This window comes from Evtepia sp. (assembly GCF_034090835.1).
In the GTDB taxonomy this organism is placed as follows: Bacteria; Bacillota; Clostridia; order Oscillospirales; family Oscillospiraceae; genus Evtepia.
On record NZ_JAXDRS010000021.1, the window covers coordinates 1 to 26,628 of the forward strand.

At 61.4% G+C, this 26,628-nt stretch carries 21 protein-coding genes and 1 other annotated feature; of the genes, 16 read left to right on the forward strand and 5 right to left on the reverse strand.

The genetic code is table 11. The features are described from left to right. The 5 genes from whiA to SOR61_RS04255 form a co-directional block, all read left to right on the forward strand. Positions 1-266 (forward strand): DNA-binding protein WhiA (gene whiA, locus SOR61_RS04235; RefSeq protein WP_320611445.1); only part of this gene is annotated, 266 nt, incomplete at its 5' end. Beyond that, complete coding sequence (locus tag SOR61_RS04240; protein ID WP_320611446.1) at positions 267-980, forward strand: hypothetical protein; 714 nt, start codon at positions 267-269, stop codon at positions 978-980. Between the two features lie 21 nt (positions 981-1,001). Beyond that, positions 1,002-4,487: a DNA polymerase III subunit alpha gene (locus SOR61_RS04245; RefSeq protein ID WP_277215533.1), complete on the forward strand. Its 3,486-nt coding sequence runs from the start codon at positions 1,002-1,004 to the stop codon at positions 4,485-4,487. Positions 4,488-4,535: 48 nt separating this feature from the next. Continuing rightward, on the forward strand, positions 4,536-6,074 hold the full coding sequence (cls, locus tag SOR61_RS04250) for a cardiolipin synthase (RefSeq protein ID WP_277215534.1): 1,539 nt from the start codon (positions 4,536-4,538) through the stop codon (positions 6,072-6,074). 69 nt (positions 6,075-6,143) lie between these two features. Beyond that, positions 6,144-7,586 carry an aldehyde dehydrogenase family protein gene (locus SOR61_RS04255; RefSeq protein WP_277215535.1) on the forward strand — a complete coding sequence of 481 codons (1,443 nt, stop codon included), beginning with the start codon at positions 6,144-6,146 and terminating at the stop codon, positions 7,584-7,586. Between the two features lie 62 nt (positions 7,587-7,648). Here the strand turns inward: SOR61_RS04255 and SOR61_RS04260 are convergent, their stop codons facing one another. Beyond that, positions 7,649-8,974, reverse strand: a complete 1,326-nt coding sequence (locus tag SOR61_RS04260) for a sodium-dependent transporter (RefSeq protein WP_277215536.1) — start codon at positions 8,972-8,974, stop codon at positions 7,649-7,651. 281 nt (positions 8,975-9,255) lie between these two features. Between SOR61_RS04260 and SOR61_RS04265 the strand changes: the two genes are divergently transcribed. Next, positions 9,256-11,715, forward strand: a complete 2,460-nt coding sequence (locus tag SOR61_RS04265; protein WP_277215537.1) for an ATP-dependent helicase — start codon at positions 9,256-9,258, stop codon at positions 11,713-11,715. A 77-nt stretch (positions 11,716-11,792) separates the two neighbouring features. Here the strand turns inward: SOR61_RS04265 and SOR61_RS04270 are convergent, their stop codons facing one another. After that, on the reverse strand, positions 11,793-12,422 hold the full coding sequence (locus SOR61_RS04270; protein WP_277215538.1) for an HAD family phosphatase: 630 nt from the start codon (positions 12,420-12,422) through the stop codon (positions 11,793-11,795). Between the two features lie 59 nt (positions 12,423-12,481). Here SOR61_RS04270 and SOR61_RS04275 point away from each other — a divergent pair, with 59 nt between their 5' ends. From SOR61_RS04275 to SOR61_RS04290, 4 genes are all read left to right on the forward strand, one after another. Next, complete coding sequence (locus tag SOR61_RS04275; protein WP_277215539.1) at positions 12,482-13,405, forward strand: DMT family transporter; 924 nt, start codon at positions 12,482-12,484, stop codon at positions 13,403-13,405. Positions 13,406-13,902: 497 nt separating this feature from the next. Beyond that, the gene (locus SOR61_RS04280; protein WP_277215540.1) at positions 13,903-14,937 is read left to right on the forward strand and encodes an ABC transporter substrate-binding protein; all 1,035 of its coding nucleotides are present in this window, start codon (positions 13,903-13,905) and stop codon (positions 14,935-14,937) included. 40 nt (positions 14,938-14,977) lie between these two features. Continuing rightward, positions 14,978-15,925, forward strand: coding sequence for an ABC transporter permease (locus tag SOR61_RS04285; RefSeq protein ID WP_006574013.1), 948 nt, complete (start codon positions 14,978-14,980; stop codon positions 15,923-15,925). 1 nt (position 15,926) lies between these two features. Then, a complete protein-coding gene (locus SOR61_RS04290) occupies positions 15,927-16,727 on the forward strand; it encodes an ABC transporter ATP-binding protein (protein ID WP_006574012.1) in 801 nt (266 codons plus the stop codon). 49 nt (positions 16,728-16,776) lie between these two features. On the opposite strand, the gene SOR61_RS04295 is transcribed toward SOR61_RS04290, so the two are convergent. The 3 genes from SOR61_RS04295 to SOR61_RS04305 all read right to left on the reverse strand — a co-directional run bounded on the left by SOR61_RS04295 (position 16,777) and on the right by SOR61_RS04305 (position 18,724). After that, positions 16,777-17,892 carry an SLC13 family permease gene (locus SOR61_RS04295; RefSeq protein ID WP_277215541.1) on the reverse strand — a complete coding sequence of 372 codons (1,116 nt, stop codon included), beginning with the start codon at positions 17,890-17,892 and terminating at the stop codon, positions 16,777-16,779. Positions 17,893-17,972: 80 nt separating this feature from the next. Then, on the reverse strand, positions 17,973-18,221 hold the full coding sequence (locus SOR61_RS04300; RefSeq protein WP_277215542.1) for a TIGR03905 family TSCPD domain-containing protein: 249 nt from the start codon (positions 18,219-18,221) through the stop codon (positions 17,973-17,975). A 122-nt stretch (positions 18,222-18,343) separates the two neighbouring features. Beyond that, positions 18,344-18,724 (reverse strand): hypothetical protein, encoded by a 381-nt coding sequence (locus SOR61_RS04305; protein WP_277215543.1) that lies wholly within the window; start codon positions 18,722-18,724, stop codon positions 18,344-18,346. A gap of 152 nt (positions 18,725-18,876) precedes the next feature. Beyond that, positions 18,877-19,091: a binding site (T-box leader), on the forward strand. 69 nt (positions 19,092-19,160) lie between these two features. Between SOR61_RS04305 and SOR61_RS04310 the strand changes: the two genes are divergently transcribed. From SOR61_RS04310 to SOR61_RS04335, 6 genes are all read left to right on the forward strand, one after another. After that, positions 19,161-21,803, forward strand: a complete 2,643-nt coding sequence (locus SOR61_RS04310; RefSeq protein WP_320611447.1) for a valine--tRNA ligase — start codon at positions 19,161-19,163, stop codon at positions 21,801-21,803. Positions 21,804-21,950: 147 nt separating this feature from the next. Next, positions 21,951-22,481, forward strand: coding sequence for a sigma-70 family RNA polymerase sigma factor (locus SOR61_RS04315; RefSeq protein WP_320611448.1), 531 nt, complete (start codon positions 21,951-21,953; stop codon positions 22,479-22,481). After that, complete coding sequence (locus SOR61_RS04320; protein ID WP_320611449.1) at positions 22,465-23,175, forward strand: DUF4367 domain-containing protein; 711 nt, start codon at positions 22,465-22,467, stop codon at positions 23,173-23,175. The genes SOR61_RS04315 and SOR61_RS04320 overlap by 17 nt, the downstream gene beginning before the upstream one ends. A gap of 38 nt (positions 23,176-23,213) precedes the next feature. Then, positions 23,214-24,299 carry a hypothetical protein gene (locus tag SOR61_RS04325; RefSeq protein WP_320611450.1) on the forward strand — a complete coding sequence of 362 codons (1,086 nt, stop codon included), beginning with the start codon at positions 23,214-23,216 and terminating at the stop codon, positions 24,297-24,299. A gap of 33 nt (positions 24,300-24,332) precedes the next feature. Continuing rightward, positions 24,333-25,136 (forward strand): hypothetical protein, encoded by an 804-nt coding sequence (locus SOR61_RS04330; RefSeq protein WP_320611451.1) that lies wholly within the window; start codon positions 24,333-24,335, stop codon positions 25,134-25,136. Positions 25,137-25,567: 431 nt separating this feature from the next. Then, complete coding sequence (locus tag SOR61_RS04335) at positions 25,568-26,524, forward strand: hypothetical protein (protein WP_320611452.1); 957 nt, start codon at positions 25,568-25,570, stop codon at positions 26,522-26,524. Positions 26,525-26,628 lie beyond the last annotated feature (104 nt).

Here is a 26,628-nt window from a genome sequence, read left to right on the forward strand (position 1 = left end):
GGGTGAACTGCGACGCGGCCAACCTGGACAAGGCGGTGGACGCGGCCATGGAGCAGATTGAGGCCATCCGCCGTCTGGAGGAGCGGATGGACCTGACCGAGCTGGGGGACAAGCTGTATGAGACCGCCCGGCTGCGGCTGGAGAACCCGGAGCTGACCCTGTCCCAGCTGGCGGAGCTGTGCGACCCGCCTGTCACCAAGAGCTGCCTGAACCACCGGCTGCGCAAGCTGCTGGCACTCTCTCAGGCGGGAGAAGAGGCGCAGTAAATGCCGCAGCTGCCGGAGATAAGTGAGTGCCACCTGAGCCATCCGCTGCATAAGCACGTAAAGCTGGTAGGGGGAATGGGGATGTCACGACTGTTTTGCTTTCACAGTCCCGATTCGCCGGAAGTCCTCAGAGAGAAGCTGGAGCAATGGATTACAGAGGAGCGCTGGAAGGGAGCACGGCAGGCGCTTTCAGATGGCCGCTGGAGCGGCCGTGTGCGCTGGCGCAGGAAGGGACGTTTCACCCTGAAGGAAAAGCACTGGAGGGCTGGGGAGACGGGGATATATACCTTTTCTAAGCCGTATTGGGGGCGTACTGACGCTCACAGACCGATTACGCCTGCTGAGAAGATGCCCAGACCCTTCGGTGAACAACGGGCACACGTAGTGGGTGGATTCCACATAGGCACACATGCAGAGGCTTATTTCCCCAGACCATTTTCCGGGCGTATCCGGCCGGACGGTGCGGGAGGGAGTATTCTGTCCGGACGATTCGTGGTATCTGGTGCCATAAAAGCCGCTTATGCTGTGCTTTTTGCGTTCACAGTGGTTTGGCTTATCCAGACGAAGCGATTGGAAATACTGCTGTGCCTGCTCTTTTTGCTTGTATCGGCATTACGCAGCAAATTTACAGATTACAGCGCGATAGGAGAGAACAGCCGCATTTTGGCGCTGCTGCGCGCCCATATGGAGGAAATACAAGAAAATTCCATTTGATTTCTCTTGAGGAGGTTCTATATGTCTTTTGTCCACCTGCATGTCCATACCGAATTCAGCCTGCTGGACGGCGCCTGCCGTATCCCCGCTCTGGCCGCCCGTGTGAAGGAGCTGGGGCAGAGTGCGGTGGCCATCACCGACCACGGGGTGATGTACGGCGCGGTGGACTTTTACCGGGCCTGCAAGGCCGAGGGGGTCAAGCCCATCATCGGCTGCGAGGTGTACGTGGCGCCCCGGGGCATGACCGACCGGGTCCATGAGCTGGACGCCGAGGCCCGCCACCTGGTGCTCCTGTGCAAGAACGAGACCGGCTACCGCAACCTGTGCTATCTGGTGTCCCGGGCCTTTCTGGACGGATTCTACATCAAGCCCCGCATTGACAAGGAGCTCCTCTGGCAGCATACAGAGGGGCTCATTGCCATGTCCGCCTGTCTGGCGGGCGAGGTGCCCCGGCTGATCCTGGGGGGCAATTACGAGGGGGCTAAGCGGGCCGCTCTGGAGATGAAGGAGCACTTCGGCGAGGACTACTACCTGGAGATTCAGGACCACAACCTGCCTGAGGACGCCGAGGTGGTGCGGGGTATCATCCGCATCCACGAGGAGACGGGTATCCCCCTGGTGGCCACCAACGACGCCCACTACACCCGGCGGGAGGATGCCGCCATGCAGGACACCCTCATGTGCATCCAGATGGGGCGCACGGTGGACGACCCCGGCCGCATGAAGTTTGAGACCGAGGAGTTCTACATCAAGTCGGAGGAGGAGATGGCCGCCCTGTTCCCCGACTGGCCGGAGGCCATTGAGAACACGGCCAGGGTGGCGGAGAAGTGCAACCTGGAGTTTGAGTTCGGCAAGTACCACCTGCCCGAGTTCAAGCTGCCCGAGGGCTGGACCGACCCCGACGCCTACTTTGAGCACCTGTGCTGGGAGGGCTTTGCCCGCCGCTACCCGGAGGGCAGCGAGAAGAACAGGGAGCAGCTGGAGTACGAGATGGGGGTCATCCGGCAGATGGGGTTTGTGGACTACTTCCTCATCGTGTCCGACTTCATCGGCTACGCCAAGAGCCACAACATCCCCGTGGGCCCTGGCCGTGGTTCCGCTGCCGGGTCCATGGTGTCCTACTGCATGAACATCACCGACGTGGACCCGGTGAAGTACGACCTGTTCTTCGAACGCTTCCTCAACCCGGAGCGGGTCACCATGCCCGATATCGACATTGACTTCTGCATCCGCCGCCGTCAGGAGGTCATCGAGTATGTCCAGCGGAAGTACGGCGAGGACCATGTGGCCCAGATTGTCACCTTCGGCACCATGGCCGCCCGGGGCGCAATCCGGGACGTGGGCCGGGCACTGAACATCCCCTATGCCGATGTGGATGCCGTGGCCAAGCAGGTGCCCAGCGGCCCCGGCGCGCTACACATCACTCTGGACGAGTCCCTCAAGCTGTCCAAGCAGCTGCGGGACTCCTACGAGGGGGACGAGCGGATTCACAACCTCATCGACACCGCCAAGGCCATCGAGGGCATGCCACGCCACGCCTCCACCCATGCCGCCGGCGTGGTCATCACCAAGCGGCCGGTGTACGAGTATGTCCCCCTGGCGAAAAACGACGAATCCGTGGTGACCCAGTACGTCATGACTACCCTGGAGGAGCTGGGCCTCTTAAAGATGGACTTCCTGGGCCTGCGGAACCTGACTGTGCTGGACGACGCGGTGCAGCTGGTGCGCCGCCGCATCCCCGACTTTGACATCCACTCCATCCCCGACCACGACCCGGCGGTGTTCAAGATGCTCTCCGACGGCAAGACCTCCGGTGTGTTCCAGATGGAGTCGGCGGGCATGACCGGCGTGTGCGTGGGCCTGAAGCCCCAGAACATCGAAGATATCACCGCTATCATTGCCCTCTACCGCCCCGGCCCCATGGAATCCATTCCCCGGTTCATCGCCTGCAAGCAGAACCCGGACAAGGTCAAGTACAAGCACCCCATGCTGGAGCCTATCCTGAAGGTCACCTACGGCTGCATTGTCTACCAGGAGCAGGTCATCCGTATCTTCCAGGAGTTGGGCGGCTACTCCCTGGGCCAGGCCGACATGGTGCGCCGTGCCATCTCCAAAAAGAAGAAAGCCCAGATCGAGAAGGAGCGCCAGACCTTCATCTACGGCGACAGCGAGCGGGGCATTGAGGGCTGCATCGCCCGGGGCGTGCCCGAGCAGACCGGCAAGGACATCTACGACGAGATCTACGACTTCGCCAACTACGCCTTCAACAAGGCCCACGCCGTGTCCTACGCCATTGTGGCCTATCAGACCGCGTATTTTAAGTGCCATTACACGAGAGAATATATGGCAGCCCTTCTCACCTCCGTGCTGGACTCCAGCGAGAAGGTAGCCGAGTACATCGCCGAGTGCAAGGAGTGCGGCATCTCCCTGCTGCCCCCTGACATCAACGAGTCGGGGGCCAGCTTCACCGTCACCGGGGAGAATATCCGCTTCGGCCTGGCGGCGGTGAAGGGCGTGGGCTGGGGCTTCATCCAGTCCGTTCTGGACGAGCGGGAGCGGGGCGGGGCCTTCCAGTCCCTGTCCGACTTCTGCTCCCGCATGATGGACGCCGACCTGAACAAGCGGGTGCTGGAGAACCTCATCAAATGCGGTGCCTTTGACAGCACCGGCGCACGCCGTTCCCAGCTGCTGAAGGTGTTCCCCCAGGTGGTGGACTCCATCGCCCAGACCAGACGGAAGAACCTGGAGGGTCAGTTTGACCTGTTCGGCGGCGGCGGGGATCAGCCCCAGGCCGCCCCGGAGATGGAGCTGCCCGATATCCCCGAGTTCTCCCGCCGGGAGCTGATGACCATGGAGAAGGAGACCACCGGCCTCTACCTCACCGGCCACCCCATGGACGAGTACCGGGAGACTGCCAGGCGGTACCATGCCGCCCCCATCGGGGCCATTCTGTCCGACTTCGCCAAGGAGGAGGGCAACACCGACTTCCAGGACGGGCAGAAGGTGAACATCGCCGGCGTGATCTCCTCGGCCAAGACCAAGACCACCCGGAACAACTCTCTCATGGCCTACGTCACCCTGGAGGACGACACCGGCTCCATGGAGCTGCTGGTATTCTCCCGGGTGCTGGGGGAGAGCGGCAGCTACATCAAAGAAAACATGCCCGTGCTGGCCACAGGGCGCATCTCCGTCCGGGACGAGAAGGCCCCCCAGCTGATGGTGGACTCGGTGCGGCCTCTTCTTCAGGACGGAGCCGCGCCCGCAGAGGAGCCGAATGAGCCAAAAGGGAAGAAGCGGCAGAAGCTCTTTATCCGCCTGCCCAGCGCCCACGATCCCCGCTGGCGGAAGATCCAGCTGATTCTGGAGCTCTTCCCCGGGGACGAGCCCTTCAAGGCCAAATTTATGGACGTGCAGCAGTGGGCGCCCACCATGCCCTGCGTGGTCCATCCCTCCCTGGTCCGGGAGCTCCGGGAGCTGCTGGGGGAGGAGAACGTGGTCATTCAGTAAGTGCCGTCACAGAGAGAAACAGAGAACGGAGGAAACACTACGGGATTTTTGAAAAAAGCGGCGTCCATCCTCTTCCACCGTACCGCCCTGGTGGGGCTCCTTCTGGTGCTCCAGGTGGCCATTCTGGTGGTGGTGATGGCGCGGTTTGCCAGCTACTTCATCTATTTTTATCTCTTCTGCGTGGTGGTCTCCATCCTGGTGGTGCTGTGGATTGTCAACGCCCGCACCGATCCGGGGTATAAAATCGCGTGGATTGTGCCCATCCTTCTGGCCCCTGTGTTCGGCGGACTGGTATACCTGCTCTCGGGCGGCAACCAGCTCTCCGTCCGGATGCGCCGGAAGATGGAGGGCATGGACCGCCGCCTGACCGAGGTGCTCAGCGACGGGTACAAGGCGGATATTCTGGAGGAGCAGTACGGCGCAGATGCGGTCAACCAGTCCCGCTACCTGGAGCGCTACGCCCACTGCCCCCTCTGCATTAATACCGACGCCAAGTACTACCCCCTGGGGGACGACGTGTTCGCCGACATGCTGGAGGCTCTGCGGGGGGCGAAGCGGTATATCTTCCTGGAGTACTTCATCATCGACCGGGGCCTGTTTTGGAACTCCATTCTGGATATCCTGGAGGAGAAGGCCAGAGCTGGTGTGGACGTGCGGGTCATCTATGACGACGTGGGCTGTCTCTACACCCTGCCCAAGAACTATCCCCGGGAGCTGGAGGCCAGGGGCATCCGCTGCCAGGTGTTCAACCGGTTCATTCCGGTGCTGTCCGTGCGGCTGAACAACCGGGATCACCGGAAGTTCTGCATTGTGGACGGCCACACCGCCTTCACCGGCGGCATCAACCTGGCCGACGAGTATATCAACCAGCGTCAGCGGTACGGCCACTGGAAGGACAGCGCCATCCGGGTCACCGGCGAGGGGGCCTGGAGCATGACGGTCATGTTCCTCACCATGTGGGAGTATATCTGCGGCGGTGAGGAGGATTACAACAGCTACCGTCCCACTGTCCTGCCGCCCATCCCTGCGGACCGGCACCTGGGGTATGTCCAGCCCTACACCGACAGCCCCCTGGACGGGGAGCCGGTGGGGGAGACGGTGTACCTCAACCTCATCAGCAAGGCCAGGCGCTACGTGTATATCACCACGCCCTATCTCATCATCAGCGACAGCGTCAACACGGCCCTGTGCAATGCTGCCAAGTCGGGCGTGGACGTGCGCATCATGACGCCCCACATCCCGGACAAGAAGATTATCTTTGAGGTCACCCGTGCCCACTACGAGCCGCTCCTGGAGGCAGGGGTGCGGATTTATGAGTACACCCCCGGTTTTGTCCACGCCAAGAACTTCGCCGTGGACGACAAATACGCCACCGTCGGCTCCATCAACATGGACTACCGCAGCATGTTCCTCCACTTTGAGGACGGCGTCTGGCTGTGCGGAGCCCCCGCCGTGCTGGACGTGAAGCGGGACTTTCTGGATACCCTGGCCGTCTGCCAGGAGATCACTCTGGCCCAGTGCCGGGAGCGGTCCATGCTCCGACGTCTGCTGCGGGCGGTGCTGCGTGTGTTCGCACCCCTGATGTAACCTTTGCGGGCGGCTGCCCGCTCTGATACAGTACGACATACGGCGCTTATGCCGGGAAGGGGAAAGACGATGAGAGAATACCTGCTCTATATCAACGGGGAATGGGTGCCCCAGACCGACGGCGAGGTGATGGAGGACCGGAATCCGGCCGACGGGTCGGTCATGGCCATGGTCCACATGGGCGGTCGCCAGGACGCGGAGAAGGCTCTGGCGGCGGCCTATGCTGCCCGGAGCAAGTGGGCGGCCACCGCCCCCGATGTCCGGGAGCGGATACTGCTCCGGGCCGCCGACGAGATGGAAGCCCGGGCTGCCGAGCTGACCGACCTGATGATTGCCGAGAGCGGCTCGGCCCGATACAAGGCCAGAGGCGAGGTCATGGGCAGTGCGGGCATCCTGCGGGTAGCGGCGGGGGAGTGCCGCCGGCTCCACGGCGAGGTGCTCCAGCCCGGTGGGCCTGGGCAGATGTCCATGGCTGTCCGGTCGCCCCTGGGCGTGGTGCTGGGCATCACCCCTTTCAATTACCCCATGATTCTGGCCATCAAGAAGCTGGCCTACGCCCTGGCCGCAGGCAACACCTTTATCCTCAAGCCGTCCCCCCTCACCCCCGCCACTGGACTGGCCATCGCGGAAGTCTTTGAGGCGGCGGGACTGCCCGCCGGTGTGCTCAACGTGGTGCCCGGTCGCAGCGAGGTCATCGGCGATATGCTGGTGGACGACCCACGGGTGCGGATGGTCACCTTTACCGGCTCCAGCGCCGTGGGGCGGTCTATCGCCGTCCGGGCCGCCCGTGACCTGAAAAAGGTGGCCATGGAGCTGGGCGGCAAGAATCCCCTCATTGTCCTGAAGGACTTCGACCCGGTCCAGGCGGCGGATATCGCCGCCTACGGTGCCTTCTGCCACCAGGGGCAGGTGTGCATGGCCACTTCCCGCATCATCGTGGAAGGGGACGGCTACCAGCCCTTCTGCGACGCCCTGGTTCGTCGGGCGGAGGGCCTGAAAGTGGGCGACCCCAGAGAGGAGGACACCATCATCGGGCCTCTCATCCAGCCGGAGAAGTGGAAGTTCATCGACGGGCAGATTGAGGACGCCCTGTCCAAGGGGGCAAAGCTCCTCACCGGCGGCCGCCATGAGGGCCCCTGGTACTGGCCTACGGTGCTCGCCGACGTGACCCCCGAGATGCGGATTTTCCACGAGGAGACCTTCGGTCCGGTGACGTCGGTGATGCGGGCCAAAGACCCGGAGGAGGCCCTGGCCCTGTGCAACGACAACGAGTACGGACTGTCTGCCGCCCTGCTGACCCACAATCTGGAGCTGGCCTGGTCCATGGGGCTGCGGATGGAGGCGGGCATGGTGCACATCAACGATACCACCTTCCTCAGCGGCACTACGGCACCCTCCGGCGGCGTGAAGTTCAGCGGCTTCGGCCGTGAGGGCGGCCGCTACTCCATGGAGGATTTTACCGAGCTCAAGTGGCTGACCATGCAGGTGGAGCCCAAGAAGATGCCCTTCTGAGTATCAGAACATGCAAAACGCGCCCTGCGGGAGCTCCCGCAGGGCGCGTTTTTGTTTCCTGGTCAGCCGATGCCGCCGTAAATGATGCTGAAGATGACCACAGCGGCGGAGAGGATAACATAGACGTATTTTGCGATAAAGTCGAAGGCCTTGCCGATGGGCTTGTCCCGGCCCAGCATGAGTTCCTTCTTGATGGGGTCCAGGCCCAGCACCCAGTAGATGAACACCGCGCCCAGTACCGCGCCGAAGGGAGCCACGTAGATGGTGATGAGGTCCAGCCAGCTGCCCATGCCGGACAGGGACTCCAGGAACACGGACACGCCGAACACCACAACGCCCACAATGGTGGTGGACAGCCACCGGGGCAGCTTCAGGTTGGACTCCAGGGCGGCGCCGCAGGCCTCCAGCATGTTCATCAAAGAGGTGATGCCGGCGAAGAATACGGACACAAAGAACAGCAAGGCGAAGAGCTGTCCGCCTGGCATTAGCTGGAACACCTTGGGCAGGGTCACGAACATGAGGGAGGGGCCGGAGGCGGGCTCAATGCCGAAGGCGAACACCGCCGGAATGATGGCGAAGCCGGCCAGCAGGGCGGCCATGGTGTCCAGCAGGGCGGTGACCACCGAGTGGTGGATAATGTCCTCCGACTTCTTCATGTAGCTGCCGTAGATGAGCATACCCGCGCCGTTGATGGACAGGGAGAAGAAGGCCTGTCCCATGGCCATAATCCAGGTCTCGGGGTTGAGCAGGTAGCTCCAGTCCGGCTTGAGCAGGTAGAGGTACCCGTCCACCGCGCCAGGGAGAAAGGCCACCCGCACGGCGATGATGAGGAAGAGCACAAAGAAGGCGGGCATCATGAACTTGCTGATTTTCTCAATGCCGGCGGACACGCCCAGCACCAGAACCAGGACGGTCAGGGCCACGGCGATGAAGTGCCAGGGCACCGAGCCGAAGTCCACCGCCAGGGTGTCAAAGAAGGCTGCGGAGTCCCCGGACAGGACGGAGCCGGTCACCGACCCGGCGATGTACCGCAGCACCCAGCCCACCACCACCGAGTAGCCGATGGCGATGCCCAGCACGCCTAGCAGGGGCATGATGCCGATGATTTTTCCGCCCCGCTTGCCCCGGGTTTTCAGGGCATAGTCAAAGGAGCCGATGGTGCCCGTGCCGGTGAGGCGGCCCAGGGCGAATTCACCGGACAGTCCGGCATAGCTGAACAGGGCCACAAAGATAAAGTAGGGGATGAGAAACGCGCCGCCGCCGTACTGGCCAACCCGGTAGGGGAAGAGCCAGATGTTGCCCATGCCGACGGCAGAGCCCACAGCCGCCAGAATAAAGCCGGCAGAGCTGCGGAACTTTCCGCTGTGGGCGGAGTTGTGATGGGACATGGGGAGTACCTCCAGTAAAAAATACCGCCTGACAGGCGGCCTGTTTGACCTGCCGCCCCGGCGGAGACTAATGCTCTTTAAAGTGCAAAAGTCAGCCCTAACAGTATACATGCTTTTTCCTCAAAACACAAGGGGAAGAAGACGCGGATGAAGGGGACGGGGTGAAAAAAGACCGCCGCCACGCCTTGACCTGACCGCCATTTTCCGATAAAATAGAACACACAAAACTGGCGGAAGCCGTCCACGGTGTGGACGGCTTCCGTATTGCCGAGGAGAAGAATATGCTGAATCGAGAAGAAGAACTGCGCTTCTGTAAGGCCCGCAGGGCCGCCATAGAGCTGGATTATCAGAATCTGAACCCCGAGCAGCGTAAGGCCGCGCTGGCCACCGAGGGCCCCCTGCTGCTGCTGGCGGGTGCGGGCAGCGGCAAGACCACCGTACTCATCCACCGCATTGCCAATCTGATGAAGTACGGCCGGGGCTCCGACTGCGACGAGGTGCCTGAGTGGGTCACCAGTGAGGACCTGGCCTTCCTGGATGGCTACGTGGCCCATCCCGACCCGGAGAAGAAGGCGGAGCAGGAGCGGCTGTGCCGGGTGGACCCGGCGGTGCCCTGGTCCATCATCGCCATCACCTTCACCAACAAGGCCGCCGGTGAGCTGAAGGAGCGGCTGGAGCGGATGCTGGGCCCCTCGGCCAACGACATCTGGGCCTCCACCTTCCACTCCGCCTGCGTGCGCATCCTCCGGCGGGACATTGACCGGCTGGGCTTCTCCAAGTCCTTCACCATCTACGACACCGCCGACGCCGAGCGGGTCATCAAGGACATCATCAAGGACTTCAACCTGGACGACAAGGCCTTTCCCGCCAAGAGTATTGTGGGCTACATCTCCCGGGCCAAGGACGCCATGAAGCTGGGTGCGGACTACCTGGCCGAGTGCGAGAAGTCGGGGGACTACCGTCTGATCAAGATTGCCAAGGTGTACGTGGAGTACGAGAAGCGGCTGCGTGACGCCAATGCCCTGGACTTTGACGACATCATCCTCCACACCGTCCGACTGCTCAAGGAGTTTGACGAGGTGCGGGAGTACTACCAGCGGAAATTCCGCTATGTGCTCATCGACGAGTACCAGGACACCAACAACCTCCAGTACCTGCTGGCCTCCACTCTGGCGGGCGGGTATGAGAACATCTGCGTGGTGGGCGACGACGACCAGTCCATCTACCGCTTCCGGGGCGCCACCATCGAGAATATCCTCTCCTTCGAGAGCCAATACAAGGGAGCCCGGGTCATCCGCCTGGAGCAGAACTACCGCTCCACCAAGAACATCCTGGAGGCCTCTAACGCGGTCATCCGCAACAACGAGGGCCGCAAGGGCAAGGAGCTGTGGACCGACCACAGCGAGGGCGACAAGGTCCAGTGCTACACCGCCATGAACGAGCACGACGAGGCCCAGTATGTGGCGGCCCAGATTCTGGGCAGCTTCTCCGCCGGGCGGCACTGGAAGGACCACGCCGTTCTCTACCGGATGAACGCTCAGTCCAACCAGATCGAGCAGGCCTTCAAGCGCAACGGCGTGCCCTATCGCATCATCGGCGGCATCCGCTTCTTCGACCGGGCCGAAATCAAGGACATGCTGGCCTACCTGTGCGTCATCAACAACCCCGGCGACGACCTCCGTCTCCAGCGCATCATCAACAACCCGCCCCGGGGCATCGGCGCCACCACCATCGAGCGGGCCCAGACCATCGCCGCTCAGGAGGGCCGCTCCCTGTGGGAGATCATCTCCAACGCCCGGGTCTATCCCGAGCTGCAGAAGGCGGCGGCCAAGCTGGCCTCCTTCACCGACATGATTGCCGAGCTGCGCAAGCTCTCCGGCGAGATGGAGCTGCCCGCCTTCTATGAGGAGCTGGTGGCCCGCACCGGATACGCCGTCATGCTGGAGCAGAAGAACACCATTGAGGACCGCACCCGTCTGGAGAACGTGCAGGAGCTGCTGACCTCCATCAACGGCTACCTGGAGAACGCGGTGGAGCCCAGCCTGGCCGGCTTCCTGGATGAAATCGCCCTGTACACCGACCTGGACAGCCACGACCCGGAGGAGGACTGTGTGGTCATGATGACCATGCACTCGGCCAAGGGTCTGGAGTTCCCGGTGGTCTTTGTGGTGGGTGTGGAAGAGGGCATCTTCCCCGGTATCCGGGCCATCGGCGAGGCCGAGGAGATGGAGGAGGAGCGCCGCCTGTGCTACGTGGCCATGACCCGTGCCAAGGAAAAGCTGTACATGACCTGCGCCTCCCAGCGCATGCTCTTCGGCCGCACCAACAACAACCGGCCCTCCCGCTTCCTGGGTGAAATCCCGGAGGAGTACGTGGAGAAGTCGGGCCGTCTGCCCCGCAGCGAGCGGACTGAGGAGAAGCAGGACGGGGAGCAGCCCAAGAAGAAGGCGCCCGCCTGGCGCAAGCCCGCCGAGCGCGGGTACTCCCTGGGCGGCGGCTACACCACCTATCCCAAGGGCACCGCGGTGGAGCCCAAGATTGGCGGCGGTGCTGCCAAGTCCGCCGCCGGACTGGCCGACTTCCACAAGGGCGACATGGTCCAGCACAAGGCCTTCGGCAAGGGCATGGTGGTCAACCTGATGCCCATGGGCGGCGATGCCCTCATCGAGATTGCCTTCGACAATGTGGGCACCAAAAATCTGATGCTCAAGTCGGCCTCCCAGCACATGACCAAGCTGTAAAGAACACAAAAAGGCGCGCACCCAATGTAAAGGGTGCGCGCCATACAGCGACTGGAATAAAAGAGATAGAGAGAAAATCAGGCTAGAAGCTCTGTAAAGCTATAAACATAACAGTCACAGAGCCGGCGCATTTTTTCCACATGGGCGGCATAGAAGCGATCATACACGCCCACCACCGTCAGACCGGCAGTCTTGGCCGCTTCACAGGCACCGGGGGAGTCCTCGTACATGGTGCAGGCGCTGCCCGGGACGCCCAGCTGCTCCAGGGCCAGCCGGAAGGATTCGGGGTTGCGCTTCTCCAGCCCCATCTCCTGGACGTAGATAACCCGGGAAAAGTATTTGGTCAGGCCGTGGCGGTCCAGAGCCGCCCGGCACAGCTCAGGCACGCAGGCGGTGAAGAGGGCCATGGGAGCCCCTTCAGCGGCGCACTGGGCCAGATACTCCGCCGCACCCGGCTTCAGGGGCACCTGGTGCTCATAGGCCTCCCGGGCCATGGAGAGCCACTCGTCCATGATGGCTTGGGGCTCCATGTCCAGGTGATAGTATTCCCGGGTGAACTGGGCGGCGATGGGGAAGATGGAGTGACCCACCGTCTCGCAGTACTCCCGGGTAGGGGTCAGCCCGCGGCGCTGGAGAAAGCGGACATCGATCTCCTCCCAGACGCCGTTGGAATCCACCAGCGTGCCGTCAAAATCAAAGAGTTTCATAGAGACCTCCAGAGTGAGATTCCCAACTATTTTATCACAACCAAAGGAGCGGGGCAACCGTGCAGGAACAGAACAGAGACCGGGCGCTGGCCCGGTTTGCCACACCTCTCATTATTCTGGCTACCGTCATCTGGGGCAGCTCGTTCGTGGTCATGAAGAGCAGCGTAGACGTGCTGCCCACCTTCTGGCTGCTGGCCATCCGGTTCACAGCTTCGGCCATTGTGCTGGCGCTGGTGTTCTGGAAGCGGTGGAAGGTGGCCGATAAGCAGTACTTCATCGGCGGCGGCATCATGGGCTTTTTCCTCTTCCTGGCTTACACCTTCCAGACCTTCGGCCTGGAGCAGACCACACCGGGCAAGAACGCCTTCCTCACCGCCGTCTACTGTGTCATCGTGCCCTTCCTGTACTGGGCGGTGGCCCGGCAGCGGCCCGACCGGTACAACATCGCCGCCGCTGTGCTGTGCATCGCGGGCATCGGCCTGGTGTCGGTTACCGGCGACAACGCCGCCGCCATCAGCATCGGCGACGGCCTGACCCTGGTGGGCGGCTTCTTCTTCGCGGCCCACATCGTGGCTGTGTCCCGCTTCTCCCAGGGCCGGGACATCTTCCTCCTCACCGCCATCCAGTTCGCCTCCTTTGCCGCCTTCTCCTGGCTGGGGGTGCTGGTGACCCGTCCCGCCCTGCCCGTGGAGGCCATGGACGGCGGCCTGGTCCTCTCACTGGCCTATCTGGTGGTATTCGCCTCCTGCGGGGCCCTACTGTTTCAGAACATCGGCCAGAAGTACACCGCCCCTGCCACAGCGGCGGTGCTCCTGTCCCTGGAGGCACCCTTCGGCGTGGTGTTCTCCATGATCTTCGCGGAGGAGCGCCCCACGGCCCTGATGATGCTGGGCTTTGCCCTCATCTTTGTGGCGGTCATCTGCTCGGAGACCAAGTTCTCCTTCCTCCGTCGGGAGAGAAGGGAAAAGGTCCACGCGGAATAACTTCACAAGCCCCGGCGGAGACCTCCGCCGGGGCCCCTGTTTTTCACCGGCAAAAAGCGCAAACAGGGGGTTGACAAATGTCCGCTTCCTGCGTATAATGCATTACAACAAAGCAATAAAGCAGAGAAACCTATGACGGAGAGTAGTAGCCGCTGCGGCTGATGCAAAGCGATTCCCGGGCAGTGTGAGCGGGATCTGAGGCGGGCGTGTGAATGGACTCCGGAGGGCGGCTTGAACGGGGTAACCCAAGTAGATGCCGACGGGCTCCCACCCGTTACCCATCGGGCGCGCATGATGGTGCGCGAAGCGAGCGGACGCGCAAGCGTCAATTTGGGTGGTATCGCAGAAGCAGAAGCTTTTGTCCCATGTGGGGACAGAAGCTTTTTTTGTTTCTCAAATCAAGGCCGCTTGGCAGACGGCCCCTCCATCAACCATCCAAACACATTACAGTCCACCGGGGCAGAGACCGCCGGGGACGAGAATTTGGAGGAACTACCATGAAGAAGCTGAATCTGAAGTCCATCGCCGCCCTGACCGCCGCAACCGCCATGACCCTCTCCCTCACCGCCTGCACGCAGTCTACCGGCGGCGACACCGGCGGAGCGGGGAACACCCAGCAGCAGTCCGGCGGCACCACCTATAACGTGGCCGTGGTCAAGCAGATGGACCACGCCTCTCTGGATGAGATCGCCAACGCCATCACCGCCCGGCTGGACGAGATCGCCGCCGAGCAGGGCGTGACCATCAACTACCAGGTGTCCTCCGGCCAGAACGACCAGAGCGTGCTGCGTCAGCTGGGCGACCAGGCTGTTGCCGACGGGGTGGATGTCATCATCCCCATCGCCACTACCGCCGCCCAGGTCATGGCCGTGTGCGCCGAGGAGACCCAGACCCCGGTGGTCTTTGCCGCCATCTCCTACCCCGAGACCGCCGATCTGACCGGTATCGACTATGTCACCGGCACCAGCGACGCCCTGGACACCAACCTGATTCTGGACATGATGCTCTCTCAGAACCCGGACGTGGCCAAGGTTGGCCTGCTCTACTCCCTGTCCGAGCCCAACTCCCAGGTGCCCATCGCCGAGGCCAAGGAATATCTGGACAGCAAGGGTATCGCCTATGAGGAGGCTACCGCCAACACCAACGACGAGGTCATCACAGCCGCCAGCACCCTCATCGCCGACGGCGTGGACGCGGTGTTCACCCCCACCGACAACGTGATTATGTCCGCCGAGCTGGCCATCTATGAGGACTTTATCGAGGCCGGCATCCCCCACTACACCGGCGCCGACTCCTTTGTCCGCAACGGCGCCTTCGCCACCTGCGGCGTGAACTACACCGACCTGGGCGCCCAGACCGCCGACCTGGCCTACAAGGCCGTCACCGAGGGCATGGACGCCATGGAGGAGTGCTATCAGGTCTCCGGCGGCATCATCACCGTCAACTCTGAGACCGCCGAGGCCATGGGCATTGACTACTCCGTGTTCGACAGCCTGGGCCAGGTCACCACCGTCACCACCACTCAGGACTAATTTAATCTCACACAGGCTGTCCCCCGGCTGAGGCCGGGGGATGGCCTTGCCTTTGGAAAGGAGCGGATTTCCCGTGCTCTACGTTGCTCAAACGGCCCTGGAGCTGGGCTTTCAGTACGCCCTGGTGGCCATGGCCCTGTTCCTTAGCTACCGTGTGCTGGACATCGCCGATATGACCACCGACGGCTGCTTTGTGCTGGGCTGCGCGGTGTCGGTCACTCTCACCGCCGCCGGCCACCCCTTCCTGGCCATCCCCGCCGCCATGCTGGCGGGCGCCTGCGCCGGATTCGTCACCGCCTTCCTCCAGACCAAGCTGGGGGTGCCCTCCATCCTGGCGGGCATCATCACCAACACGGGTCTGTACACCATCAACCTGATGGCCATGGGCTGGAAGGCCAACCAGAGCCTGCTCAAGCAGGACACCATCTTCACCCTCTTCCGCTCCACCGGCATCGGCGGCGACTGGTACGCCATCATCCTCTCCGGCGGCATCACGGTGCTGATGGGCGTGCTGCTGGTGCTCTTTCTGAACACCCGGCTGGGCCTGTCCATCCGGGCCACCGGCGACAACCGGGACATGGTGCGGGCTTCCTCCATCAACCCCACCTTCACCATCACCATTGGCCTGTGCCTGGCAAATGCCCTCACCGGTCTGTCTGGTGCGGTGGTGGGTCAGGCCCAGAAGACCGCCGACATCAACGGCGGCACCGGTATCGTGGTCATCGGCCTGGCCTGCCTCATCATCGGTGAGACCATCGTGGGCCGTGGAGCCATGTTCCGCGGAGCCATTGCCGTGATTCTGGGCAGCATTCTCTACCGTTTTATCTATGCCATCGTGCTCTATACCAAGGTGGTGCCCGTCGACTGCCTCAAGCTGGTCACCGCCATCGTGGTGGGACTGGCCATCGCCATGCCCACCCTGAAGCAGTGGGCCGCTCTTCAGAACAGAAAGCGCCGTGCCATGGCGGCAAGAAAGGGGGCGCGTTGACATGCTGGAGCTGAATAATCTGTCCAAGACCTTCAATCCGGGCACTGTCAACGAAAAGAAGGCGCTGAACAACCTGTCCCTGAAGCTGGAGCCGGGTGATTTCGCCGCCATCGTTGGCTCCAACGGCGCTGGCAAGTCCACCATGTTCAACGCCATCGCCGGAGACTTCTTCCCCGATGAGGGATACATCACTCTGGACGGGAAGGACATCACCTATCTGCCCGGCTACCGCCGCAGCCGTGAGCTGGGCCGTCTGTTCCAGGACCCCATGCGGGGTACAGCACCCCACATGACCATTGAGGAGAACATGGCCCTGGCCTACCTGCGGGCGGGCAAGAGCCAGCGGGCCTATTTCAGCCGGGTGAGCCGGAAGGACAAGGAGCTGTTCCGGGAGCAGCTCTCCCGGCTGGACATGGGGCTGGAGGACCGGATGAAGCAGCCGGTTGGCCTGCTCTCGGGCGGCCAGCGCCAGGCCCTCACCTTGCTGATGGCCACCATGGTGCCTCCCAAGCTGCTGCTGCTGGACGAGCACACCGCCGCCCTTGACCCGGCCACGGCGGAGAAGGTGCTCCGTCTGACCCGGGAGATTGTGGAGCGGGACCACCTGACCTGCCTGATGATCACCCACAATATGCACCAGGCCCTGGAGCTGGGTAACCGGACCCTGATGATGGACTCCGGCCGCATCGTGCTGGATGTGAAGGGGGAGGAGCGCAAGGGCATGACCGTGGACGACCTGCTCCGCCGCTTCCGGGAGAACGTGGGAAAGGGTCTGGACAACGACCGCATCCTGCTCTCCTGAACAAGTACATAAAAAAGAGGCTCGCACCTGGGTGCGAGCCTCTTTTTTGTTACAGCAGGAAGACCAGGGACACAGTAATCAAAATCGCCAGCCCCACCAGGTTGGCCAGGGTGAATACACCCAGATAGCGCAGGGGCCTGGCGCCGGGGGACTTGAGGTACAGCCGGAAGGAGATGAGGCTGGCCAGGGAGGCGATGAGGATGCCCAGGCCGCCCACGTCGGTGCCCAGCAGCAGACCCTTCCAGTCCTCGGTAAAGCCGGAGAGGAGCACCGCCGCAGGCACGTTGCTGATGATCTGGCTGGCGCACAGAGAGGTGAGGAAGGTGTTCTCCGCCATGACGGAGGAGAGAAAGTCCTTCACCGCCGGGATGTTGCCGATGTTGCCTGCGAAGATGAAGAAGCAGACGAAGGTGAAGAGCAGTCCGTAGTCCACACGGGGGAAGAGGTGCCGGGCGAAGAGGAGCAGGCACAACGCCACGATGGCCAGCAGCACGGCGTAGTGGAGCACGTGGAACACGGACAGCAGACACAGCAGGAAGAGAACCACCATCAGCCACAGCTGCTGAGGACGCCGGATGGTCTGCTTCTCGGGGAAGCGGACCTCAATGCCCTCCGGCTTGACGCACAGGGCGGCAATGGACAGACACACCAGGCTCACTAGAGTCAGGGGCGCCATGACGGCGAAGAACTCGCCGGCGGGGATGCCGAAGGCGGAGTAGAGGTACAGGTTCTGGGGGTTGCCCACCGGGGTGGCCATGCTGCCCAGATTGGCCGCCAGAGTCTGGAGCACCACCAGGTACAATGCGCGCTCCATTCGCCCCACCAGCCCCAGCACCAGCAGGGTGAAGGGGACAAAGGTGATGAGGGCCACGTCGTTGGTGATGAGCATGGAGACGAAGAAGGGAAGGAGCACCAGCACCAGGGAGATGAAGCGCATCCGCTTCTTGCCGGTGAGCAGCTTCTGGGCCAGCACGGCGAAGAGGCCGCAGTCCTGAAGCCCTGCCACCACCGCCATCAGGCAGAAGAGAAGGGCCAGCACCCGAAAGTCGATGTACCCCAGGTAGGCCGCCGAGGGCGGGACGAAAATCATGGAGACCAGGGCGCACAGCAGGGCGATGCAGCCCACGGCCTCCCGCTTGACAAAGGAAACAATGGATGAAGCCATAGACAATCTCTCCTCACAGAAAGCGGCCCCACCGGCGCAAAGGCCGTTGGGACCGCTCTTTGGTTATGGGCTGTGGCCGGTCAGGCGTTGACAGCCTGCTTGAGGGCCTGGGCCAGCTGGTCGGGGCAGGAGGTGGGCTTGCCGCCGCAGCGGATGCCTTCCAGCTTGGAGATGGCGTCGGTGACCTTCATGCCTTCCACCAGACGGGAGATGCCCTGGAGGTTGCCGTCGCAGCCGTTGAAAATCTTCACGGACTGGACCGTGTCGCCCTCCACGTCAATTACCATCCGGGTGGAGCAGACGCCTCTGGTTCTGTAATCAATGGTCATAGAAAATTGCCTCCGCATACAGCCCCCAAAAGACAGGGGCAAAAATATCGGAAAATATTATACAGGACGAAGCGGGAAAACGCAATGGCTGAATGGAACTTTTTGGGGAAGTGGGTCGGGAATTATTCGCCATACACAATCAGGTAGGTGATGCCGCTGCTGTTGAGGTATACATCTTGGCAGCCACCGACGCCCCCCGATGTAAAGAAGCTGACATTCCAAATGTCGGCCTCGCTGTCGTAGGAGCAGGTGACAGAGTCGTAGGAAATGGTACACTCCGCTGTGGCCCGCTGAGCGGCCTCCTCCGCGCTGCCGATTGCAAGGGGAGACGTGTTTTGAAAGCCGTCCCGCAGGACGCCCGGCGTGTTTTCTTCATAGGTATCCTGTACCTCGGCGTAGGAGAAGGAGGGAATTTCGGCGGACGGCGCAGCGGCGTCCTGTCCGCAGCCGGCCGGCAGCAGGGTCAGCGCCAGCGCCAGACCCAACAGAGCAGATTTTTTCATCCTGTCAGCCTCCGTTCCTGTGGTGTTGTGTACTTTTTAGACGGAGAAACGCCGGAGAAGTTCCGGGTATTTCCGGTGTCAAAAAAGCGAAGAAACCATTTGTTCTCCTTGACAATGTTCCGGAAAATGCATATACTAGAGAGCGTTCATAGTTAAAAGCCGCGAAGGGAAGGAGTACGCATTTTCCAGGGTGCAGAGAGGAGCCGGTCGGTGCAAGGCTCTCCGTTGGGAATGCGGAAGGTGGTCCCGGAGCTCCGCTCCTGAAGCAAGTAGGGGGCGGCGGGTTCTCCCGTTACCGAGACAATGAGTGTTCTCCCACGGGAGAAAATTCAGGTGGTACCACGGACTGCATCGGTTCGTCCTGAGCAAAACGCTTGGGGCGGACTTTTTTGTTGCGCAAAAAAGTTGTTTGCCCCGAAAAGGAGTGTCAGAAAGAATGAAGAAAGAACTTCCCAAGGTTTACGAACCCCAGGAGGTGGAAGGCCGCGTCTACGAGATGTGGGAGAAGAACGGCTGCTTTGAGGGCCACCGCGACCCCGACAAGAAGCCCTTCACCATCGTCATGCCGCCCCCCAACGTCACCGGCCAGCTCCACATGGGCCACGCCATGGACTCCACTCTCCAGGACATCCTCATCCGCTTCAAGCGGATGGAGGGCTACGCCGCCCTGTGGGTCCCCGGCACCGACCACGCCGGCATCGCCACCCAGATCAAGGTGGAGGAAGAGCTGCGCACCAAGGAAGGGCTCACCCGCTATGACCTGGGCCGGGAGAAGTTCCTGGACAGAGTCTGGGACTGGAAACACAAGTTCGGTGACCGCATCGTCACCCAGCAGAAGAAGCTGGGCTCCTCCTGCGACTGGGACCGCGCCCGGTTCACCATGGACGACGGCTGCTCCAAGGCCGTGCGGGAGACCTTCTGCGAGCTGTACGAAAAGGGCCTCATCTACAAGGGCAGCCGGATCATCAACTGGTGCCCCAACTGCACCACCGCCCTGTCTGACGCCGAGGTAGAGTACACCGACAAGCCCGGCCATCTGTGGCATATGCGTTATCCTCTGGCCGACGGCTCCGGCTATCTGGTGGTGGCCACCACCCGTCCCGAGACCATGATGGGCGACACCGGTGTGGCTGTCCATCCCGACGACGAGCGTTACAAGCATCTGGTGGGCAAGACCTGCATCCTCCCCCTCATGAACCGGGAGATCCCCATTGTGGCTGACGAGTACGTGGAAATGGACTTCGGTACCGGCTGCGTGAAGATGACCCCCGCCCACGACCCCAACGACTTCGAGGTGGGTCTGCGCCACAACCTGGAGACCATCAAGGTCATTGCCGACGATGGCACCATCAATGAGCTGGGCGGCAAGTACGCCGGGATGGACCGGTACGAGGCCCGGAAGGCCGTGGTGGCCGACATGAAGGAACTGGGCCTGCTGGAGAAGGAAGAGTCTTACAACCACAACGTAGGCACCTGCTATCGCTGCCACAACGACGTGGAGCCCATCATCTCCGCCCAGTGGTTCGTTAAGATGGAGCCCCTGGCCAAGGAGGCCATCAAGGTGGTGGAGGAAGGCCAGACCAAGTTCGTCCCCGACCGCTTCTCCAAGACCTACCTCAACTGGATGGAAAACGTCCACGACTGGTGCATCTCCCGTCAGCTGTGGTGGGGCCACCAGATCCCTGTGTGGTACTGCGACGACTGCGGCCACATGACCGTCTCCCGCACCGACGCTGTGAAGTGCGAGAAGTGCGGTTCCGTTCACATTCAGCGTGACCCCGACGTGCTGGACACCTGGTTCTCCTCCGCTCTGTGGCCCTTCTCCACCCTGGGCTGGCCGGAAAAGACCGAGGACCTGGACTACTTCTATCCCACCGACGTGCTGGTCACCGGTTATGACATTATCTTCTTCTGGGTGGCCCGGATGATCTTCTCCGGCTGCGAGCAGACCAAGAAGACCCCCTTCCACACCGTCTTTATCCACGGCCTGGTCCGTGACGACAAGGGCCGGAAGATGTCCAAGTCTCTGGGCAACGGCATCGATCCTCTGGAAATGGCCGAGCAGTACGGCGCCGACGCCCTGCGCTTCAACCTGGTCACCGGCAACTCTCCCGGCAACGATATGCGGTTCTACACCGAGCGCTGTGAGGCCATGCGGAACTTCGCCAACAAGATCTGGAACGCCTCCCGCTTCCTCATGATGAACCTCACCATCGAGGACAACGCGCTGCCGGAAAAGCTGGAGCTGGAAGACAAGTGGATCCTCTCCAAGCTCAACACCGTCATCTCCGAGATCACCGAGAATATGGACCACTACGAGCTGGGTGTGGCCGCTCAGAAGATCTACGACTTCATCTGGGACACCTACTGCGACTGGTACATTGAGATGACCAAGGCCCGCCTCCAGGGCGACGACCCTGCTGCCAAGGAGCAGGCCCAGCGGGTGCTGTGCTATGTCCTCACGAACATTCTGAAGCTTCTGCACCCCTTCATGCCCTTCATCACCGAGGAGATCTGGCAGGCTCTGCCCCACGCCGCCGACACCAAGGACGCCTTCCTGATGCTCCAGTCATGGCCGGAGTTCCGGGAGGACCTGGTCTTCCCCCAGGAAGAAAAGGCTGTGGAAATGCTCATGGACGCAGTGAAGGCCGTCCGGACCCGCCGGGCCGAGATGAACGTGCCTCCCTCCAAGAAGGCTCACCTCACCATCGCCACCCAGGAAACCGACACCTTCACCGCCGGTATCCCCTTCCTCAAGCGGCTGGGCTACGCCAGCGACGTCACCGTCACCGCCATGACCGACGGCGCTGAGACCGCCAAGGGCGTGGTCAGCGTGGTGACCCACGTGGCCCGGATCGACATGCCTCTGGCCGAGCTGGTGGACCTGGAGAAGGAAAAGGCCCGGATCGCCAAGGAACTGAAAAAGAACCAGGGCGAACTGGAAAAGCTCACCAAGAAGCTCTCCAACCCCGGCTTCCTGGCCAAGGCCCCCGAAAACGTAGTCAACGCAGAAAAAGAGCGGGCCGAAAAGCTGACCGCTCTCATCGCCAAGCTGGAAGAACAGGCTAAGAACCTGTAATCCCTCTATCCGTCTCAAAACCCCCATACCATCCCTTTTCTTCGGGATGGTATGGGGGGTTTTTTTACCTTTTAATTTTTTCTTTATTTTCTTGTGATAAACTGACGATATCAATCGTTAATTAGACAAAGGGAGGCGATACCGGTTATGCTCCCCCTGTTATTGGCTGCGCTGGAGACCCCAGCCGAAAAAGCATTCTTTGCACAATTCTATGACACACACCACACCAACCTGCATCGTTACGCCCTCTCTCTGGTGAAAGACCCTGCTCACGCCGAGGACGTGCTCCAGACCGCCTGGCTCCAGTGCGTCCGGTATGCAGACCGCTTCTTCTCCCTGCCGGAGGACAAGCGCCTTCCCTGGATGGTGACGGTGGTGAAAAACACTGCCATCACCCATCTGCGCACCGCGGCCCGGACTGTCCCTCTGGACCCGGACTGGGACCTCCCTGCCCGGGAGGAAGGGTCTCCCCAGGACATCGTGGAAATCATCCGGTCCATGCCCCAGCAGTACCGCACCCTTCTGGAACTGAAATTCCTCTGGGAGCTGGACGACAAGGAGATCGCCCGCCGGATGGAGATGACCGTCACCGCCGTGAGCACCCGCATCAGCCGGGGGCGGAAACTGCTGCAGGAAGCCCTGAGAAAGGAGGGATACCGCCGTGGAACCCCGCTCTGACCTGGTTCAGATCCGTCAGGCTCTGCTGGAGGCCAACTTCCTGGATTACCAGGATGCCCTGGCTCAAGCTCCCGCTGCACCCATCCCTTCCAACAAGCACCTGCGGTGGGAAAAACGGTTCCTGCGGAATCCCACCGGGTTTCTCCGTCGTCAGAGCCGCCCGCCCTGGGTGAAAGTCTTGCAAACCGCTGCCTGTATCCTGCTGGCTCTCTGCCTCTCCTTCGCTGCCCTTCTGACCACCAACGCCCAGGCAAGGGAGTGGGTAGCCCAGTGGATTTTGCGGGAGCGGGATAACCTCAGTTCCTACCAATTCCAAGGCAGTCTCCCTGCCAACCAGAAAGACTTCTGGTTCCCCGCCACCCTGCCGGAGGGCTACCAACAGACCGACTTCATAGAAAAGGGCGACCTGATCAGCCTCTTCTACAACGGGGCAGACCCGAGCCAATGGATCGAATTTTCTTACCTCCCCATTGCAGAGGGGAACGGGATGGTTCTGGACACCGACCACCACACCGTCTCTTCCTGCTCTGTTCAGGGTCTTCCCGGCAAACTCTACACCGCCACCATCCCCGACAGCCCCAACATGCTGGTCTGGCTCCACGAGCGGGAAGGGTATGCCTTCCTGCTGTCCTCTCCCCTCCCCGGAAAGGACCTCATCCAGATCGCCGACCACGTTCAGAAAGCCAATCCATAGGACTGGCCCCCCATTTCCTGCGAGAAAGGAGAGCCCATATGAACCCACGGAAACAAAGGCTGTGGAGCGGCCTCATGGCCGTCTTCCTGACCGCCAGCTTGTCTGCCGGAGCTACAGCTCAGGCTGCCCCACCCATCGTGGACGACGCCCTGTTGCTGGGGGCCACCGGCCCCTTGGTCCAGGCCTATGAGGTCCACTATATCGTAAAAAACCTTCGTATTCTCGACAAGGGAGAGCTGGAAAAGGAAGACGGCGTTTACCGTCTCCAGTACTTCTTCTCCTTTGACGCCGCTCTGCGCTACCGCTCGGCCCTGGACACCCCCAGGGTCCGGGGTATCGCCGCCGCCTTGGGGCTGGAGGACTGCAAGACCTTGGAGGAATTTCTGGCTGGTATCCAGAGCGCCCCTGTAGAGGCTCTGCTCTCTGCCCAGGCCAAACACGCCCTGGATTCCTATCCTCTCTCCCAAACCACCGGCCTATCGGAAGACCAGCTCTCCCAGAACGCAGCCCAGTACGCTCGGAAGCAGTTGGCCGCCTTTGTAGCAGAGATTGAGCATGAATACATCGGGGAGTTTTCGGACTTTAACTTCGACCTGCGAATTTCTCTGGACCACCAAGGGAAATTTTTGGGCATCGAATACGGCGTAATAAGCGGATACTCTCCCGACCTTTCCCTCGTCTCTCCCGCCCCCACCGAGGAGATCGTCGCCAGCGGTTCACAGCAGGCGCTGGAACTCATTCACCTTGCCCTCCAGGCCCCCCCGGAGCAGACCCCTGTCTTCCCTGACGCCACGCAGTTCGTCTCCCCCGACAACGGGTTCTTCCGAGCAGGAAACGCCGCTTGGATCAACTGTGAAAAACCAGACGACTTCTCCTACCTGAACCAGGACCAGTGGAGCATGGTCACCTTCTCCCGCCGGAACGAGGAAAGCGTAGCCCTGGTCCGCCGAGCCTCCACCCCAAGGCGGGATGTCCCGCTGGTCTACAACGACGGCATCACCATTAAGTACTCCTCCAAGGAGGGCTATAACCTACCGCTCCCCTCCCCAGGACTCAGCCGTTCCTTGAAAGGCCACAGCAAAGTGGAGTACGTCATCTACACCAAGTCTGCCCCCACCTATTGACCCGCTGAAAACTGCAAAAAGGAGATGACCCCAATGAAATCCAACCTTCCTCGTCGTCCCTCTCTGGCCCTGCTGCTGGCCGCCCTGCTCTCCCTCTCCCTGCTCGCCGGATGCCAGGCAGAAAAAAAGTCCTCTGCCCTGGAAAACCCGTCGGTCCCCCTCCACTTCTCTTCCTACACCCAGGAAAATGAGGAAGGCTTGCCGGAGGCTGCCACCGTCTGGAATGGGGTATGGGATGTGTCCACCGGCAGTCTCACCCTGTCCCCTGACCCGGTCCTGACCATTCAGGACATGCAAAACCCTGACAACATTTTTTACTATTGGGACGGAGACCGCCAGTATGTGGTCAAGGACCCCTCCTTCTTCCTCCCCCAGCAAAGCGACTTCACCCTGCGCACCGCAGACCCCCTGCCGGAGGGCGCCCACCGCATCTACGGCCCAGGTTATCAGGCAGACTACACCCAAGACGGACAGTGGACCGTGACCCTGGAGGGGAAGGACCCCTTGGCGTTCCCTGCCCTCTCTCCCGTCTCCGCCCCTGACGCTTCCGTCGCGCCGGAGGAACTGGAACTTCTGGGCCACACCCTCCAGAACGGTCAGCTGGAGCTGGTCTACTTCTATCAGGATCCCTCGTTCTCTTTTTCCAAAGAAATCGGTGACAGCGACAATGATAAAAACCTTTTGATCCATGTGATCCTGAAACTGGACACCAAAGAGGTCCAACAGGAAGAAGCTGTTCAAATCCCCGGTATCTATAGCGGCAACATCATCGGCAACATCATAGACGGCAGCTCCTTCCCCATTGTGCAAAACAAGCTGTATTTTCACTTCCGGTAAACTGTCGCCTACTACGACCTGGCCACCCACAAATTCACCACCCTGGACAACCTGCCCGACCAGGTAGACAAGCTCCTGGCCCCGGCAGAGCGGATTGCTTTCTGCTGTGACACCCCCTACTCTCCCGAAATCATAGGGTCTACCCAGGAAATCGTCTTTTTTAACACCGAGTATCAGGAACCGGACAAAAGCGCCTACCACAACCTGGTCGTTGCCGTTTGCGGAGATCAGGTTCTGGGCTTTCTGGACCACCGCACCGGAGAGAACACCTCCTCCATCCTCTGCTATGACAGCAGCCTGAAGGAGACTGCCCGGATCGACAAAGACATAAGCCCCGGGTTCCCCGCCCTCTTTAGCCGGCCCCGCTGACCCCATCCCCCTTTGCCCCGACCGCAGCAGGCTCCCGCCCCAACCGATCGGAGTGAATGATGATGAGAAAAAACAAGCCCCTGTTCTTCGTTTTTCTGGCTGCCCTGGCCCTGCTCGCCCTGAGCATCGGGCTGGGTGTCCAGTCCCTGTCCCTCCAGAAGGAACAGGCCCTCTCCACCTACCAGCTGGCCGGGGTCCGCGCTTACCTGGACCACATTGGAAAACCCATGTACAGCCTGGTCTATGAACAGGATGACCCCGACTTGATCACGGAAAAGAAGCTGACCTTCGGTCCCTACGATAAGGCCACCCAGAAGATCCCTCTGATGGTCGCCGTGGAGCCCAAGACCGACTTCCCTGTCACCCAGGCCTCCCTCACCATGGACGGCACCGTCATCCCTCTGAAACAGGAGGGACAGCAGTTCCACGGGACCCTGTCCCTGGCCATTCAGGACGTGAAAACCATCACCGGCGTGACCTTCCAGGGAGAAGGCCGGGAGGCCACCGCCAAGGTTCGATGGGTCGCCGAGCCCAAGCGGAACGTCCTGCCCTCCTGCTACTCCCAGGTCCAGAGGTCCAGCAGCGGTGCCCCCCTCATCCAAAAGGGCAATGAACAGTCCATAGACAGCACCCTCACCTTTGCCTTCTACGATTTCCCGCCCCATTCCGGAACCATCCAAACGGCCTCCCTGCTCCTTTACGTCAACGGAACACTGACCGAGACGAAAGAGATCCCTTTCCGCCACACCACGAGCTACGACCCCTTCCAGGATACCTCTCTCACCCTCAATGTCCGAGTCAAAGCCACGGTTCCCCAGGGGAGCGAGTGCACCTGTGTCTTTGAGGCCACAGACTCCAACGGCTTCCGCTACCGCCACACTGCCCTCATCTGTCGTGACGTGGACCCCCGCAGCAATCCGGAGATAAAAGATATCGAGAGCAGCAACGTCACCCAGGTCTTTGATGCCAACGGGACCCATCTTTTCGATCTGCTCACCGGGCACACCTGGTCCTTTTAACCCTCCGCCATCTCACAATAACGCCCCGCCGGACGCAAACCGGCGGGGCGTTTCTATTCTCTCTTGACAGGGAAACTGTCCTCTGGTACGGTGCAACCACAGAA

Excerpts from the sequence above, each read along its gene's own strand:
- SOR61_RS04295 (WP_277215541.1), bottom strand. The coding sequence starts at position 17,892 with ATGGCTTCATCCATTGTTTCCTTTGTCAAGCGGGAGGCCGTGGGCTGC.
- SOR61_RS04335 (WP_320611452.1), top strand. The coding sequence starts at position 25,568 with ATGAGAAAAAACAAGCCCCTGTTCTTCGTTTTTCTGGCTGCCCTGGCC.
- SOR61_RS04255 (WP_277215535.1), top strand. The coding sequence starts at position 6,144 with ATGAGAGAATACCTGCTCTATATCAACGGGGAATGGGTGCCCCAGACC.
- SOR61_RS04325 (WP_320611450.1), top strand. The coding sequence starts at position 23,214 with ATGAACCCACGGAAACAAAGGCTGTGGAGCGGCCTCATGGCCGTCTTC.
- SOR61_RS04330 (WP_320611451.1), top strand. The coding sequence starts at position 24,333 with ATGAAATCCAACCTTCCTCGTCGTCCCTCTCTGGCCCTGCTGCTGGCC.
- SOR61_RS04270 (WP_277215538.1), bottom strand. The coding sequence starts at position 12,422 with ATGAAACTCTTTGATTTTGACGGCACGCTGGTGGATTCCAACGGCGTC.
- SOR61_RS04265 (WP_277215537.1), top strand. The coding sequence starts at position 9,256 with ATGCTGAATCGAGAAGAAGAACTGCGCTTCTGTAAGGCCCGCAGGGCC.
- SOR61_RS04285 (WP_006574013.1), top strand. The coding sequence starts at position 14,978 with ATGGCCTTGCCTTTGGAAAGGAGCGGATTTCCCGTGCTCTACGTTGCT.
- SOR61_RS04290 (WP_006574012.1), top strand. The coding sequence starts at position 15,927 with ATGCTGGAGCTGAATAATCTGTCCAAGACCTTCAATCCGGGCACTGTC.
- SOR61_RS04305 (WP_277215543.1), bottom strand. The coding sequence starts at position 18,724 with ATGAAAAAATCTGCTCTGTTGGGTCTGGCGCTGGCGCTGACCCTGCTG.
- SOR61_RS04240 (WP_320611446.1), top strand. The coding sequence starts at position 267 with ATGCCGCAGCTGCCGGAGATAAGTGAGTGCCACCTGAGCCATCCGCTG.
- SOR61_RS04315 (WP_320611448.1), top strand. The coding sequence starts at position 21,951 with ATGCTCCCCCTGTTATTGGCTGCGCTGGAGACCCCAGCCGAAAAAGCA.
- SOR61_RS04280 (WP_277215540.1), top strand. The coding sequence starts at position 13,903 with ATGAAGAAGCTGAATCTGAAGTCCATCGCCGCCCTGACCGCCGCAACC.
- SOR61_RS04245 (WP_277215533.1), top strand. The coding sequence starts at position 1,002 with ATGTCTTTTGTCCACCTGCATGTCCATACCGAATTCAGCCTGCTGGAC.
- SOR61_RS04300 (WP_277215542.1), bottom strand. The coding sequence starts at position 18,221 with ATGACCATTGATTACAGAACCAGAGGCGTCTGCTCCACCCGGATGGTA.
- SOR61_RS04260 (WP_277215536.1), bottom strand. The coding sequence starts at position 8,974 with ATGTCCCATCACAACTCCGCCCACAGCGGAAAGTTCCGCAGCTCTGCC.
- SOR61_RS04310 (WP_320611447.1), top strand. The coding sequence starts at position 19,161 with ATGAAGAAAGAACTTCCCAAGGTTTACGAACCCCAGGAGGTGGAAGGC.